The 14,671-nt window shown below is 71.5% G+C and carries 10 protein-coding genes; 6 read left to right on the top strand and 4 right to left on the bottom strand.

Annotated elements, in window-relative coordinates; all coding sequences use genetic code 11:
• Positions 1 to 1,335, bottom strand: coding sequence for an NDP-hexose 2,3-dehydratase family protein (locus tag ACQP1N_RS20820; protein ID WP_433226083.1), 1,335 nt, complete (start codon positions 1,333 to 1,335; stop codon positions 1 to 3).
• A 269-nt stretch (positions 1,336 to 1,604) separates the two neighbouring features.
• On the opposite strand from ACQP1N_RS20820, the gene ACQP1N_RS20825 reads away from it, so the two are divergent.
• Genes ACQP1N_RS20825 through ACQP1N_RS20840 form a run of 4 tightly spaced genes read left to right on the top strand, consistent with a single transcriptional unit; the run spans position 1,605 to position 9,310 of the window.
• Entirely contained in the window at positions 1,605 to 4,511 is a 2,907-nt protein-coding gene (locus tag ACQP1N_RS20825; protein ID WP_433226085.1) for a peroxidase family protein, read from the top strand.
• A 10-nt stretch (positions 4,512 to 4,521) separates the two neighbouring features.
• Positions 4,522 to 5,934: a hypothetical protein gene (locus ACQP1N_RS20830; RefSeq protein ID WP_067794028.1), complete on the top strand. Its 1,413-nt coding sequence runs from the start codon at positions 4,522 to 4,524 to the stop codon at positions 5,932 to 5,934.
• Complete coding sequence (locus tag ACQP1N_RS20835) at positions 5,931 to 7,640, top strand: thiamine pyrophosphate-binding protein (RefSeq protein WP_433226087.1); 1,710 nt, start codon at positions 5,931 to 5,933, stop codon at positions 7,638 to 7,640. Before ACQP1N_RS20830 ends, ACQP1N_RS20835 begins: the two co-directional genes overlap by 4 nt.
• A 20-nt stretch (positions 7,641 to 7,660) precedes the next feature.
• Positions 7,661 to 9,310, top strand: coding sequence for a DUF2235 domain-containing protein (locus ACQP1N_RS20840; protein WP_433226089.1), 1,650 nt, complete (start codon positions 7,661 to 7,663; stop codon positions 9,308 to 9,310).
• Between the two features lie 21 nt (positions 9,311 to 9,331).
• On the opposite strand, the gene ACQP1N_RS20845 is transcribed toward ACQP1N_RS20840, so the two are convergent.
• Complete coding sequence (locus ACQP1N_RS20845) at positions 9,332 to 9,793, bottom strand: hypothetical protein (protein WP_067793994.1); 462 nt, start codon at positions 9,791 to 9,793, stop codon at positions 9,332 to 9,334.
• Positions 9,794 to 9,904: 111 nt separating this feature from the next.
• Positions 9,905 to 10,498 (bottom strand): dihydrofolate reductase family protein, encoded by a 594-nt coding sequence (locus ACQP1N_RS20850; protein WP_433226092.1) that lies wholly within the window; start codon positions 10,496 to 10,498, stop codon positions 9,905 to 9,907.
• A 172-nt stretch (positions 10,499 to 10,670) separates the two neighbouring features.
• On the opposite strand from ACQP1N_RS20850, the gene ACQP1N_RS20855 reads away from it, so the two are divergent.
• Together ACQP1N_RS20855 and ACQP1N_RS20860 are read left to right on the top strand one after the other, a co-directional pair.
• A complete protein-coding gene (locus tag ACQP1N_RS20855; RefSeq protein WP_433226094.1) occupies positions 10,671 to 12,368 on the top strand; it encodes a sulfatase in 1,698 nt (565 codons plus the stop codon).
• Between the two features lie 21 nt (positions 12,369 to 12,389).
• Positions 12,390 to 14,072: an ArnT family glycosyltransferase gene (locus tag ACQP1N_RS20860; RefSeq protein WP_084262491.1), complete on the top strand. Its 1,683-nt coding sequence runs from the start codon at positions 12,390 to 12,392 to the stop codon at positions 14,070 to 14,072.
• A gap of 46 nt (positions 14,073 to 14,118) precedes the next feature.
• Here the strand turns inward: ACQP1N_RS20860 and ACQP1N_RS20865 are convergent, their stop codons facing one another.
• Entirely contained in the window at positions 14,119 to 14,667 is a 549-nt protein-coding gene (locus ACQP1N_RS20865; RefSeq protein ID WP_433226096.1) for a carboxymuconolactone decarboxylase family protein, read from the bottom strand.
• Positions 14,668 to 14,671 lie beyond the last annotated feature (4 nt).

The raw sequence follows: 14,671 nt of genomic DNA on the forward strand, positions 1-14,671 counted from the left end.
TCACCCGCGCACGCCCGGCACAAGGTTCATGCAGGCGATCAGGCTGCGCGCCTGCACGTTCACATAGTGGCCGTGCTGGAGCATGGGCGTGAATTGGTGCAGGGCGATCCAGCGGAAGTCCCCGGGCACGTCCTCGGGGAAGTCGCCGGGCACCTCGACCACCCGGTAGCGGGCGTCGCCGTGGTAGAAGCGCCCGCCCTCCTCGGACAGGACGGCGTCGTACAGCACACGTGCGGGATCGGCGTCGAGCACGTCCGCGAGGAACGGCGGCGGGTCATCGGCCCGGTTGGCCGGCACGCACTGCACGGTGGGACCGAGTTCGATCACGTCCCGGAAACCGATCTCGGCCCGCGCGCACGCCAGCACGTGCGGAACGCCGCGGATACGTTTCAGCAGGAAGGCGACGATCCCGCCGGCGCGCGGCGCGAAGATCGGCTGCGTCCACCCGGTCACCTCCCGGTTCCCGGCCTCGACCGCGACCGCGATGACCGTGAAGAACCGGCCGTCCGGGCGCCCGATCCGGCCGGGGCCGACCGTCCAGTCCGCGAGGGCGACCAGCGGGACCCGCGACCGGCGCAGGGTCGCCCGCGCGCGCAGGTCGCAGAGCCAGCTCCGGATCTCCAGGCCGGAGTGCCGGGCCGGGCCCGCCCCGGCGAACGGCAGGCAGGACAGGACGGTCCGCGCGTCCATGTTGACGAACCGCCCGAGCCGCAGCAGCTCGCCGATGCGGCCGAGCGTGAGCCAGCGGAAGTCGGGATGGTCCGGGACGTCCCCGACGGCCTCGACGACCATGTTCCTGTTCCGCTTGCCGAGGAACCACGAGCCGTGCTCGGACTGCAGGACGTCCACGAGGACCCGGCCGCGCCCCGGCCCGGTGAAGTGCTCCAGGTAGCGCACGTCCGCGCCCCGGTGGACGCGGGTGTAGTTGCTGCGCGTCGCCTGGACGGTCGGGGACAGCTGCAGCAGGTTGGAGTTGCCCGGCTCCATCTTCGCCTGCATGAGGCAGTGCAGGACACCGCCGAACTCCTTGACCAGGATGCCGAGGATGCCGACCTCGGGCTGGTCGATGATCGGCTGGCTCCAGGACCGGCCGTCCTCGTCGTCCGCGCGCACGCCCTCGACGGTGAAGAACCGGCCGGTCTCGTGCCGGAGGGCGCCCGTGTCCCCGTCGAACGACCAGCCCTTGAGCCCGTTGAACGGGATCGGCTCGACGCGGAACGGATGGGCGCGCCGGCGCTCCTCCCACCAGCCGAGGAGCGCGTCCGTGGACCGGCCGCCGGCCTCCAGGGAACGCGCGACCCGGGCCTCGTCGCGCTCCGCCGGTTCTCTCGTCACGCGTCCAAGGGTCGCCGCCCCGCTTCGAGGCGGCCTCGACGGAGGCTTGAGAACCCGCGCCGGAGCCGCGTGCCCGCGGGAGCGCGGGCGTCAACTGCGGTCGCCTTGTTTTTGGGTAATGCGATAGCGGTTTTTACTTGAAATGCAAATTTCAAGGATGATTTTCGGCAACTTGGGCCAACGTTATTTGGATTCGTTTCGCCGCATGCAAGTATCGGCGGTGACGAATTGGAAATGCTGACCGAATGAAATGATCGGCAGGGGGGCGGATGTACGAGACCAGGCGGCAAGAGCGCACTGTCGGCAGGGCTCTGTCGGTGGCCGGGTACGAGCGCTATGTGGGCGGCAGCCCCGAGGCCGAGCGGGTGCACTTCGAGAAGCTCGCCCGCGACATCATGCGCGTCCAACTGAAGATCAGGAAGCGCGGCGGCGCGGCGGGGATCGAGCGGGCCTTCCACGCGAAGGCGATCCTCGGCATCGAGAACGCCCGCCTGACGTTCCGTCCGGATCTTCCCGACGACCTGCGCGCCGGCTTCGCGCAGCCCGGTGCCGACTACCCGGTCATCGTCCGGCTGTCCAACGCCGCCGGCGCGCGGCAACCGGACTTCACGCCCGACCTGCGCGGGGCGGCGCTGCGGATCCAGGTGGGTCCCGACGAGGCCCATGACCTCCTCATGACGAACTATCCGGTCTCCCATGCGCGGAACGCGCGCGAGTTCGTCTCGTTCGCCCAGGCGATGGCGGGCGCGGACACGAACCTGCGCAAGGCGGTGGGGCTGTTCGTGAAGCTGCCCGCGGCCGTGGGCTGGTCCACCGCCACCCGCATGCGGCGGAACGTGACCGCGGGTACCAGGCACAAGGTGCGGAGCCTCGCACTGGAGACGTACTGGAGCCGCGGCGCGATCCTGTGGGGCGAGGCCGGGCCGGTGCGTTTCCGGCTCCGCCCCGCCGCGGGGGCGCCGGCGGCGCCTCCCCCATCGCAGACCGATCCCGACTACCTCACGCATGAGATCTCCGCGCGGCTGGCCGGCTCCGACATCGTCTTCGAACTGGCCGTGCAGCGCTACGTGGATCCCGCCCGGACGCCCATCGAGGACGGCGCGGCCGACTGGGCGGACGAGGACGCACCGGCCGTCCCGGTGGCGACGCTGACGATCCCGCGGCAGGACCTCGACACCGCGGAAGCGCGCACCATCGCGGCCGGGGTCGACGGGATCGCGTTCGACCCCTGGAACACCACGGACGAGTTCCGGCCCCTCGGCAACATGAACCGCGCCCGCAAGGCGGCGTACGAGGCGTCCAGCGCCCATCGCCGGGGGTTCCGGTTCATCACCCCGACCCCGAAACGCAACGTCGCCGCCTCGGGGCTCCTGCGGGCCGGGTTCCGCGCGCTCAACAGGCGCGTTCCCTGGCACAGGCTGCCGACCGCGGTCGGCCTCCTCAACGTCGAAGCCCTCCGGCAGGAGCTGCGCGAGCGCAACCTCATCGATACCGAGGTCCGCGAGGCCCCACCGGCCGCCCGGCCCGTGCCCCCGCCCATCGATGAGGAACTGCGGGTCAGGCGCAGCTATGACGGCACCTACAACGATCTGTCCGCGCCGGCGATGGGCTCCCTCGGCTCGGCGTTCGGCCGCAACCTCGCCCCCGTCCATCAGCCCCGGCTCTTCAACGAGCCCAACCCGGTGATCGTGAGCAGGGAACTGCTTCACCGCAGGACCTTCATCCCGGCACGGTCGCTGAACATCATCGCCGCCGCATGGATCCAGTTCCAGGTGCACGACTGGGTCGCGCACAAGCGGTACTCCCCCGGGACGAAGGACGTCGAGGTGCCCTTGCCGCCCGGCATGACGTGGCGCAACACCCCGGGCGGGGAGGCCGAGAGGGTGATGCGCTTCGCCGGCGACGAGGGCGTTCACCCCGACGAGGCGGGCGGCCCGCCGGTCCTGTTCTCCAACACCGCCTCCCACTGGTGGGACGGCTCAGAGGTCTACGGCGGCGACGAGACCATGGCGCGGTCCCTGCGGGAGCCGGACGGGGGCGCCGCGCTGCGCCTGGAGAGCGGCCACCTGCCGGTCGACGCGACCGGCATCCCGGTCACCGGTTTCAGGGAGAACTGGTGGTTCGGCCTCAGCGTCATGCACACCCTCTTCGCCCGTGAGCACAACGCCGTGTGCGACGCCCTGCGGAGCGAATACCCCCGCATGGACGAGGACAGCGTCTACCACACGGCGAGGCTCATCGTCTCCGCCCTCATCGCCAAGATCCACACCGTCGAGTGGACCCCGGCGATCCTCGCGACCGACCTGATCAAGATCGGGCTGACGGCCAACTGGTCGGGGCCACCGCGGAACTGGCTGACGCGGCTGGGGCTGTGGCTGGTCGATGAGCACGCGCTCACCGGCATTCCCGGGACGCTGCCGGACCACCACACCGCGCCCTACTCGCTCACCGAGGACTTCGTCACCGTCTACCGGATGCACCCGCTGGTCCCGGACGACTTCGAGATGGCCGATCACGCGTCCGGCCGGACGCTCCGCACCCTGGGCTTCAACGACGTGCAGGGCAGCGCGACCGAGGGGGTCGTCCGCGACCTCGGCCTGACGAACTCGCTCTACTCCCTCGGCACCGCCAACCCGGGTGCGATCACCCTGTACAACTACCCGCGCGCGCTCCAGGCGTTCGAACGGGACGGCGAGGTGATCGACCTGTCCGTCGTCGACCTCGTGCGGACCCGCCGCCGCGGCGTCCCGCGCTACAACGACTTCCGCGCCGGCCTGCACAAGCCCCGGATACGGCGTTTCGAGGAGCTGAGCGCCGACCCGGAGACGGTGGCGCGGCTCAAGGACCTCTACCGGACGGTCGACGACATCGACACCATGGTCGGGCTCTTCGCGGAGAATCCGCCCGAGGGCTTCGGCTTCAGCGATACGGCCTTCCGCATCTTCATCCTCATGGCCAGCCGGCGGCTGCAGAGCGACCGCTTCCTCACCGTCGACTTCCGGCCCGAGATCTACACGCCGCTCGGCCTGGACTGGATCGAACGCAACGGCATGACGAGCGTCATCCTGCGCCACTGCCCCGAACTGGCCGCCGTTCTGCCGAGGACCACCAGTGCGTTCGCGCCATGGCGCCCCGCCGCGGCGGACGGGCACGCACCCGACATCCGACGCGGCTGAGGAGGGCGGCATGTCCCTGGATCACATGGTCGGCCACGAGGGCCTGGAGGCCCTGCTCTCCCAGTCGGTGCTGGAGACCATCTGGAGGCGCCGGACCCACCGGGTCAGCCGCGGCGCGTCGGTCCCCGCCGGTTCGATGAGCTACCGCTCCCCGCACCGGCCGATGCCGCTGGAGGAACTGGAAGAGGCGGTGCTCATCGCGCTCACCGGCTGCTCCGGCCTGACCATGCCGGACCGCCTGTTCGAGGACCCGCGCGACGGGGCGCCGATCATGGCCAAGCCGAACCTCGCCATGGCCGGGCGGACGGCGGGCAGCCCCGACAACGCGCAGGGCACCCACTTCTTCATGATCAACGACACCGGCACCTACTACCTGCGGAAACTGCCGCCCGCCCCGGACCGGCCGTTCGACGCCGCCACACTGATCGACCGGGCGCGCCAGGCCAGGGTGAGGGTTCTGGACCATCGGCTCGACGTCGCGGAGGGCAAACGCGACTTCCCGGCCTACCTGGACTCCAACCGCTTCCTGTCCAACATTCCGGGAACCACGGTCTTCCTGCCGGTCGTCGACCTCTCCCACCAGTACATCAACGCGCTGATGTATCTGCTCACCCAGCCGGACGGGGCCAGGCCCGTCATCCTCGACGACCGCAATTTCTACCGTCCGGCGGGCGTACGGAAATGGGTGCGGAACGGTTTCCTGAACGCCGACATCAAACTTCCTCTCGGTGCGCTGGGGCCGATGCGCACCCAGATCGAGGCCGACCTGCTCCTGCAGAACATGATGCTGGTCGCCGACGCCATGGGCCTGGGCGCCTGGATCCACGCCACGATCAACCCGCTCATCGCGCTGGGCGACCCGAAGTTCTCCCGCGCCTACGGCCGGATGCTGGGATTCGACTTCGTCACGCCGCGTTTCCGTCCCGCCGACATCCTGCGCTGGCAGATACCGCTGCCGAAGTACGCCTCGGCGCGTTCCCATCCGGTGGGGCTGCGCGCCGGCGGAGAGCACCTCATCAAAGCCGCCTGCCCGCCCAACTACCCGTCCATGCAGAAGGCGGTCGACGCGGTCGTCGCGGGAAAGTTCGGGCCGAACGGCATCTACACCGACAGGGACCTCTTCGCCCGCATCTACAAGGGCGACTACGGGCAGCGGTACCTGACCGAGGCGAGCGCGTACGACCAGCGGGTGATCGACTGCGCACGGGACATCTGCACGTACATCCACGACACGCACGGGCGGTTCCCGGCCCATGCCGACGCCATTCACGTGCCCGGCATATGGCTGCAGACGCACCATATCGAGCCGGAGTACTACGAGCGCTTCTTCGTGAACGGCACGACCGACGCGCACGCCCGGCATTCGGCGCGGTGGCATGGCGCGGGTGACGGCGGCCGCCGCTCGTCCCGGGAGGAACGATGAGGGTTTATGAGGCCATCGTCGAAGGTCTGGAGGACATCGGCGTCGAGGCCGCCTTCGGCGGTGCCGGGGAGAACGCCGCCGGGCTGATGCTGGCGCTGAAGCACTCGGGGCGGATCAGGCCGATCATCACGCGGCACGAGCAGGCCGCCTCCTTCATGGCGTGCGGCTACGCGATGTACACCGGCAAGCTGGGCTTCTGCTTCGCCACGGCCGGACCCGGGGCCTTCAACCTGTTCTCCGGCCTGGCCGTGGCGATGTCCGACTCCTACCCGGTCCTCGCCGTCTCGGGATACTCCTCCCGGAAGTGGCAGGGATGGGGGGCGCTCAACGAGACCTCCGGCCTGAACCGGACGCCCGACTCCCAGGCCATGTTCGCGGCCACGACCAAGAAGTCGTTCCTGCTCACCGACGCCGCCGACACGTGCGAGGTGTTCGAGGAGGCGGTCAACATCGCGTTCACCGGACGGCCCGGTCCGGTGCACATCCACGTGCCCGAGGATCTGACCGAACGCGGGGTCGAGGTCGAGAAGGCAAGGCCCGTACGGCTCGACGTCGCGCCCGTCCTGCCCGATCCGGACCGCGTGGAGGAGATCGCCTCCGTCCTGGCGGACGCCATCGCGAACCGCAGGCGCATCGTGGCGCTCGTGGGCTTCGGCGCCGTGCTCAGCGGGGCGGGAACGGAGATCAGGCGGCTCATCGAGCGGTTCCAGATTCCGCTGCTGACCACGCTCGACGGCAAGGGCATCGTGTCGGAGGGGCATCCGCTCTCGGTGGGCGTCTTCGCCGACAGCGGCCACGCGAGCGCCTGGAAGGCCTTCCGGGAAGCCGACGTCGTGCTGTGCATCGGGAACTCCCTCAACCAGCACGCCACGTTCAATTACCGCGAGGGCCTGTTCGACGGAAAACTGCTCATCCACGTGAACATCAGCGATACCGAATTCCGCAAGGCGTTCAAGCCCGACCATGAGCTGCTGTCCGACGCCCGGCCGGCGGTGGCGGCCCTGGCCGGCGCCCTGGAGCAGAAGGTGGGCGAGGTACCGGCCGCCGAGGTCCACGGCAGGGACTGGGAGGCCCGGCACATCGTCCACCTGCCCGGGAAGATCCACCCCGGAGAGCTCGCGCAGGCGATCGGCCGGATGCTGCCCGAGCGCGCGATCCTGCTCGCCGACGCCGGCGCGCACCTGGCCTGGCTGGGCTACTACGTGGAACTCCAGGACGGGCAGAACTTCCGCAAGGCCGGGTCGTTCGGGCCGATGGCCGGGCACGTCAACGGCGCCATCGGGCTGAAGGTCGCCCACCCCGACCGCACGGTCGTCGTCGGCTGCGGCGACGGCTGCTACTCGCTGTCCGGCTTCGAGCTGATGACCGCGGTCGAACACGACATCCCGGTGATCTGGATCATCTTCGACGACCGGGAATTCAAGCTGATCAAGATCTTCCAGGTCGCGACCTATGGCGAATCCGGGCTGGTCGAGTTCGAGAACCCGGACTTCGCCGCGTACGCCCGGGCATGCGGCGCGGACGGCCACCGCGTGGAGACGCTCGAGGAATTCGAGGACGCGTTCCGGCAGGCGCTGGCCTCCGGCCGCCCCACGGTCATCGACGCCGTCATCACCCGATGGGCCATACCGCACTACAGCCCCTCTCCCGAGGGCGTGATCGACGGCCTGGTCGAAACCTTCGAGCAGCGCTTCCGTGACCGATGACGTCATTCACGGGGGAAGGCATGCGTCATCTCATCATGTGCTGCGACGGCACATGGAACACGCCGGAAATGGAGTCCGTCACCAACGTGCGGCGGCTGTACAACGCCCTCGACCGCACGGACCAGGACGGCCGCCCGCAGTCGTCCTGCTATCAGCCGGGTGTGGGCACCCTGCGGAACAGGCTGCTGGGAGGCGCGTTCGGGCTGGGACTGTCGGACAATGTGATGGACGCCTACCGCTGGCTGGCCGGCGCATACCGGCCGGGCGACCGCGTCTGGCTGTTCGGCTTCAGCCGCGGCGCCTACACCGCGCGCAGCCTCGCCGGAATGATCTCGGCCTGCGGGCTGATCGACACCGCCGCGATGGACGAGGCGGCGGTCCGCGGGAAGATCGAGCACATCTACGATCAGGGCTACCGGAAGCGCGGTGCCGGCCGGGAGTGGCGGCAGGGCTTGGACTTCCGGTACGACCCGGACGACCGGGAGCAGATCCCGGTGCACTTCGTCGGTGTGTGGGACACCGTCGGCTCGCTCGGCGTCCCCGACTACATGGGCTGGCTCAACCTGCTGGACCCGTCCCGCGGCCACGACTTCCACGACCTGAGACTCAACCCCTACATCAAGCACGCGCGGCACGCGGTGGCCATGGACGAACGCCGCAGCCCCTTCACCCCCACCCTGTGGACCGGGCCGTTCCCCGAGGGACAGGACGTCAAGCAGGTGTGGTTCCCCGGCAGCCACCAGGACGTGGGCGGCGGCCACCTCCGCACGGGCCTGAGCGATGGGGCGCTGCGGTGGATGGTCGACGAGGTGCGCGGGGTGGAACCCCCGCTCGGCTTCCGCAGGACGACGCTGGACCAGATCCGGCCCGACCCTCTCGACGTCCTGCACGACGACGACCGCGGCGTGATCGGGGTGGCCGAGCCCCTGGCCGACCTCGAAATGAGGCCGTTGCTCGAGATCGCCTTTCAGCCGCGACCGCGTGCGGTGCCCAGGATCGACCCGAGCACACGCGCGCCGGACGTCCACCAGTCGGTGTACGACCGGCAGCGGACCCCGCCCATCACCGCGGGACCGTACCGGCCCACCAAGGTCCTCACGCCGGGGCAGGCGGAGACGGTCGAGGTGTTCGCCGGCGAGCCGTGGAACGAGACGGGGCTCTACCTGGAGGCCGGCGAGTACGACTTCACCGCCGAGGGCGAGTGGCTGGACGGCCGCATCGTGTCGGGCCCCGCGGGCACCGGCGGGCTGCGCCGATTCAACCCGCTGACCGAGCGGCTCCGCCTCGTGCGGACACTGTTCGGCGAGGCCGAGCGGCTCTTCTGGGCGGCGACCGGGAACCGGGCGGCCCGCTCGCTCGCCGCATGCCGCGAGGTGAACCTGCCGTGGATGTCGCTCGTGGGCGTCGTCGCCAACGACGCGATCCCCGTCAAGGGCGAGGTCACCGACCACGAGCGCATCGCCATCGGCGCGGGAACCCGCGGGCCGGTACGCAAGAGCGGCTATCTCTACACGTTCGCCAACGACGCCTGGGGCTCCAGCGGAAACAACCGGGGCAGCGTGCGTCTCACCGTGACCATGCTCTCCGCGAGCCGTGGCGAACGCCCCAGCACGCCCCTTGTCGGCCTCGCCTCGGAGCGTGCGCCGTCCGCCCATGAGCCGGTCAGGTGACGTCGCCGTCGAAGCCCGCGGTCACCTCGCCAGCGTGGCGGACCGCTCCAGCAGCCGCGTCACCTCGGCGTCGGGGACGGGTGAGTCGTCCAGGTAGTAGTCGCCGATCGCGCCGAAGAAGGTCGGGGTCAGGGGGCGCTCCACCTCGTCCGCGACCTCCTGGAGGGCGTCGACGGCCTCGGGCGCCCCGACCGGGACCCCCAGCACGAGCCGGCGCGGCCCGCGTGCGCGCGCGGCCTCGCACGCCGTGCGCGCCGTCCGGCCGGTCGCCACGCCCTCGACGACGACGATCGCGGTCCGGCCGGCGAGCGGTCCGGCCGGGGTCCGGCCGAGGAGTTCCAGCGGCGCCTCCAGCGCCGCCGCCACCTCGTAGGCCACGGGCACGGCGCCGGGCCGGGCCGCGATCACCACGGCGTCCTGGGAGCGGTACCGGCGCAGCCGCCGCCCGAGCCACCGTCCCGCCTCGCTTCTGTCGGAGTACATGCCCGCCCTCTTCCAGATGGGTCGCTCCGGTCCTCCCGGCTCTTCCAGTCTGGGGCCGGTCTCCTCCGCTTCCCACGGGCGACGGGCCCCGACCGGTGAGGACTTAGGTCCTCACCGGACGATCCGGTAGGTCAGGTGCATGACCAGATCGGTACGGGAGACCTCGGCCGGTTTCAGGCGGAGATCCCCGGTGCCCTCGAACAGCCGCTCGCCCGCCCCGAGGACGACCGGAGCGACGTGCAGCCGCAACTCGTCGATCAGGCCCGCCGCGAGGTACTGGTTCACGGTCCGCACGCCGCCGGCGATCGCGACGTCCTCGTCCCCCGCGGCCTTCCGCGCCTGCGCCAGGGCCCGCTCGATGCCGCCGGTGACGAACGTGAACGTCGTCCCGCCCTTCATCACCACCGTCTCGCGGGGGTGATGGGTCAGCACGAACACCGGCGCGTGATAGGGCGGCTCCTCCCCCCACCAGCCGTTCCAGTCCAGATCCCAGGCGCCGCGACCGGGGCCGAACATGTTGCGTCCCATGATGTACGCGCCGGCCGAGGTGATCTTCTCGATGGCCTCGGCGTTGGCCTCGGGCTGCTCGAACACCCATCGGTGCAGCCGGTCGCCGCCCTCCCCGAGCGGCGCTTCCAGCCGCTGGCCGGGCCCTGCCCCGTATCCGTCCGCGGAGATCGAGATGTCACAGGTGACCTTGCTCATGCCGGTGCCTCCTTCCGGGCGCCCCTCCGGCGCCTCTCACCAGGAGATCGGAGCCGCCCCCGCGTCCTCGACATTCCGGCGGCGGGACGCGGGCCCGGTCGCCGCCCGGCGCCGCTGAGACCGCGGGACCGGGCAGGCTTGAACCGGCGGGCGCCGGACGGACGTGCTGTGGGTGTCGCGTTCGCGGCGGGGACCGAGCCTGGAGGACGAACTGACCACCGAAAGCCGCGCGGAGCGGGTCACAGATGAGAATGCGCCGGGCGGCGGGCGGCGCCGGCGGGTCGCGGCGCGGGCGGTGAGCGCCGCGGCGTTCCTGTTCGTGCTGGGCGCGCTGATCACGCCGGACGAGTTCGCGCTGCTGACGCCGGGGGCGTTCGTGCGCATCCCGATCGAGGGCGTGCTGGGCGTCGCCCTGATCCTCGTGCTGCCGGCGAGGGGGCGGCGGTACGCGGCGGGGACGGCGGGGGCCGTCCTGGGCGTCCTGCTCGTGTTGAAGGTGCTGGACATCGGGTTCGACGCCGTGCTGGTCCGGCCGTTCGACCTGGTGCTCGACTGGCCGCTGCTGCGCCCGGCCGTGGAGTTCGTGGACGAGTCGGCGGGACGGGCCGCGGCGATCATCGCCGTGGTCCTCACGATCGTGCTGGCCGCCGGTGTCGTCGCGCTGACGGCGCTGTCGGCGCTGCGGCTGAGCCGGGTGGTCGCCGGGCACCGGGGGGCGGCGGCCCGCGCCGCGGGGGTGCTCGGGACGATCTGGGTCGTGTGCGCGGTACTCGGCGCGCAGCTCGTCGATGGCGTGCCCGTCGCGTCGCGGAGCGCGGCGGGGCTCGCCTACGACCACGCGCGGCAGGTGCGGGCGAGCCTGAACGACCGGGAGGAGTTCGCCAAGGCCGCCGCCGTCGACAAGTTCCGCGACACGCCCGGCGACAAGCTGCTGGCCGGGCTGCACGGCAAGGACGTCGTCCTCGCGTTCGTGGAGAGCTACGGACGGTCGGCGGTGGAGAGCCCCCAGTACGCGCCGCAGGTCGGCGCCGTCCTGGACCGGGGGTCGGAGCGGCTGCGCGAGGCCGGGTTCTCCGCGCGCAGCGGCTGGCTCACCTCGTCCACGGCGGGCGGCGGCAGCTGGCTCGCGCACGCCACCCTGCTGTCCGGATTGTGGGTCGACAACCAGCAGCGGTACCGGACGCTCGTGAACAGCGCCCGGCTGACGCTGAACCGGGCGTTCCGCGGGGCGGACGCGCGGACGGTGGCGCTGATGCCGGCGATCACGCGGGCGTGGCCGGAGGCGAGATTCTACGGCTACGACAAGGTGTACGACAACCGGAACCTCGGGTATCGCGGGCCCCGGTTCAGCTTCGCGACGATGCCGGACCAGTACACGCTGTCGACGCTCCAGCGCACCGAGCTGGCGAAGAAGGACCGTCCCCCGGTGATGGCGGAGACGGCGCTGGTGTCGAGCCACGCGCCGTGGGCGTCCATCCCCAGGCCGGTCCCGTGGGACGAGGTGGGGGACGGCTCGGTCTTCGACGGGATGGGCAAGGGCTACGACGCGCCCTGGCCTGCGGGCGGGCAGATCCGCACGGAGTACCGCAAGTCGATCGAGTACACGCTGAGCACGCTCGTCTCGTACGTGGAGAGGTACGGCGATGACCGGACGGTGCTGGTCTTCCTCGGCGACCACCAGCCGGCACCGCTCATCACCGGGCCGGGGGCGAGCCGGGACGTGCCGATAACGATCATCGCCAAGGACAGGGCCGTTCTCGACAAAATTTCCGCCTGGGGGTGGCAGGACGGCCTGCGTCCCGGCAAGAACACTCCGGTGTGGCCGATGAGCGCCTTCCGGGACCGTTTCTTCACGGCTTTCGGAGGCTGACCGCGTTTCCGGAGGTGGACCATGATCGGTACCGAACCGTCGACCGCGACTCCCGGCGAGGCGCCGGGCGACCGGTTCGGGAGGCTGCGCCGGCACCGGCGGGCACTGGTCGTGGTCATCGTGGTGGCGCTGCTCGGCGAGATGGCGTTCGCGATGGTCTCCACGGCCGTGCGGCAGTCCCCCACCACCGACGAACCCGTCTACGTCGTCACGGGCGTGGTCTACCTGCGCGAACACGACCTGCGCCACAACCCGGAGCATCCGCCGTTCAGCAAGCTGCTCATCGGGGCGGGGGCGGCGCTGACCCGCCCGCACCTGGACGCCGGGTTCACCGGGTCCGACCAGAGGGCGGGGCAGCGTTTCCTGTACGGGTCGCACAACGACGCGCAGCGGATCATGCTGGCCGCGCGGCTGCCCGTCATCGTCCTGACGCTGCTGTTCGGGCTGGTGGTGTTCGCGTTCGCCCGCGACCTCGCCGGGAACCGCGGCGGGCTGGCCGCCCTCACCCTCTACGCGTTCTCCCCGGACGTCATCGCGCACGGGTCGCTGGCCACGCTGGACGTGCCGACGGCCGGATTCCTGCTGACCTCGGTGTGGCTGCTGTGGCGGGCGCGGGAGCGGCCCCGGCGCCACCTGCCGCTCGCCGGCCTGGCGCTCGGCGCCGCCCTGGCGAGCAAGATGAGCGCGCTGCCCGCCGTGCCGGTACTGGCGGCCCTGGCGGCGCTGTCGGTCTGGGCGGCGCGGTCGTTCCGCCGGGACCGGCGCACCGTCGCGGCCGGGGTGCTGGCGGCGGCCGGTGTCGCCGTCACGGCCGGCGCGGTCGTGTGGGCGGCCTACCTGGCGGTGGACCCGCGGCTGCGCTGGACGGCCCCCGCCGGCGTCCCGGCGGCGAAGGGGCTGCACGGGCTCGCCGCCGACCTGATGCCGTTCCCGCGGCCCTTCCGGGACGGGATGCTCATCCAGTTCCGCTTCGAGCACATGCGGTGGGGCGGCTTCCTGTTCGGGGAGTCCTACCGCGGCCACCTCTGGTACTACCTGCCGGCCGCGCTGCTGGTGAAGACGCCGCTCGGGATGCTGGCCCTGTGGGCGGCGGGCATCGTCGCGATGGTGGCGCTGCCCCGGCCGCGGGCCGCCGCGCCGTACGTCCTCCTCCCCGCGGCCGTGCTGTTCGCGGCGGCGATGACCGGCTCCCGCGACCTCGGCGTCCGGTACGCCATCTTCGTCCCGATGTTCCTGGCGGTGGCGGCCGGCGGGGTGCTGCTCGTCCGGTGGCGGTGGGCGAAGATCGCCACGGGCGCGCTGCTGCTGTTCGTCGCGGTCAGCTCGGTCCGGACCTACCCGTACTACCTGCCGTACTCCAACGAGGCGTTCGGAGGCCCGTCCAGGACGCATCTGCGGCTGCACGACTCCAACGTGGACTGGGGCCAGGACCTGGCGCGGCTCGCCGACCGGCTCCGCGACCGCTACCCCGGCGAGAAGGTGTGGCTCGTCGTCAAGGGCGGCGGCGTCCCGTCCTACTACGGCATCCACGCGTCCGACCCGCGCGAGGTGCCCCCGGACCGGGTGCGCGGGCTGCTCGTGGTCTCCGACAGCTGGATCGCCAGAAACGATCGGCGGCTGGTGCCGCTGATCGCCTCCAGCGAGCGGATCGGCGAGGTCGGCCACTCCATCACGATCTTCCGCCGGCCCGCCCGGCGTCCGTAGCTCCCCGCCGCCGGCCCCCGCCGCCGCCCGTCCGGTCCGGCGGGTTTCAGCGGGGGCCGGCGGCGGCGCCGTAGCCGTGGGCGACGAGCCGCTCGGCCATCCGCGCGTACGCGGCCGGATTCTCCGGGGCGCTGGTGCCGAGGCCGTCCACGTACCGGTTGTACATGCAGAACGCGGCGGCGATGAGGACGGCGTCGTGGATCTCCACGTCCGTGGCGCCGGTGTCGCGCGCGGCGGCGATGTGCTCGCCGCCGACCTCGTGGCCGCCGTGCTGCACGGCGGCGGCGATGCGCAGAAGGGACCTGAGCTTGGCGGACACCGGCGCGGCGGCGGGATCGGCGTGCACCTGCCGGACGAGCGTCATGCCGCCGGGCAGTTGCGCGGCGGCGCACGCGCCGTGGGAGGAGGCGCAGAAGCGGCAGCCGTTCAGCTCGGACACATAGGCGGCGATCAGCTCCCGCTCACCGCGTTCCAGCGGGCTCGGGCCGCGCAGCAGGGCCTCCGCGAGCGCGCTCAGCGGGCCCGCCGTCTCCGGCCGGAACCGGAGCAGTGACGGCAATCCGGGAACATCGTCGTCCAGTTCGATATGCGCCAAGGAT

The organism is Actinomadura formosensis (assembly GCF_050948385.1).
In the GTDB taxonomy this organism is placed as follows: domain Bacteria; phylum Actinomycetota; class Actinomycetes; order Streptosporangiales; family Streptosporangiaceae; genus Spirillospora; species Spirillospora formosensis.

What these genes read in the sequence shown, in the direction of transcription:
- ACQP1N_RS20825 (WP_433226085.1), top strand. Translation starts at nt 1,605, where the DNA reads ATGTACGAGACCAGGCGGCAAGAGCGCACTGTCGGCAGGGCTCTGTCG.
- ACQP1N_RS20830 (WP_067794028.1), top strand. Translation starts at nt 4,522, where the DNA reads ATGTCCCTGGATCACATGGTCGGCCACGAGGGCCTGGAGGCCCTGCTC.
- ACQP1N_RS20835 (WP_433226087.1), top strand. Translation starts at nt 5,931, where the DNA reads ATGAGGGTTTATGAGGCCATCGTCGAAGGTCTGGAGGACATCGGCGTC.
- ACQP1N_RS20840 (WP_433226089.1), top strand. Translation starts at nt 7,661, where the DNA reads ATGCGTCATCTCATCATGTGCTGCGACGGCACATGGAACACGCCGGAA.
- ACQP1N_RS20845 (WP_067793994.1), bottom strand. Translation starts at nt 9,793, where the DNA reads ATGTACTCCGACAGAAGCGAGGCGGGACGGTGGCTCGGGCGGCGGCTG.
- ACQP1N_RS20850 (WP_433226092.1), bottom strand. Translation starts at nt 10,498, where the DNA reads ATGAGCAAGGTCACCTGTGACATCTCGATCTCCGCGGACGGATACGGG.
- ACQP1N_RS20860 (WP_084262491.1), top strand. Translation starts at nt 12,390, where the DNA reads ATGATCGGTACCGAACCGTCGACCGCGACTCCCGGCGAGGCGCCGGGC.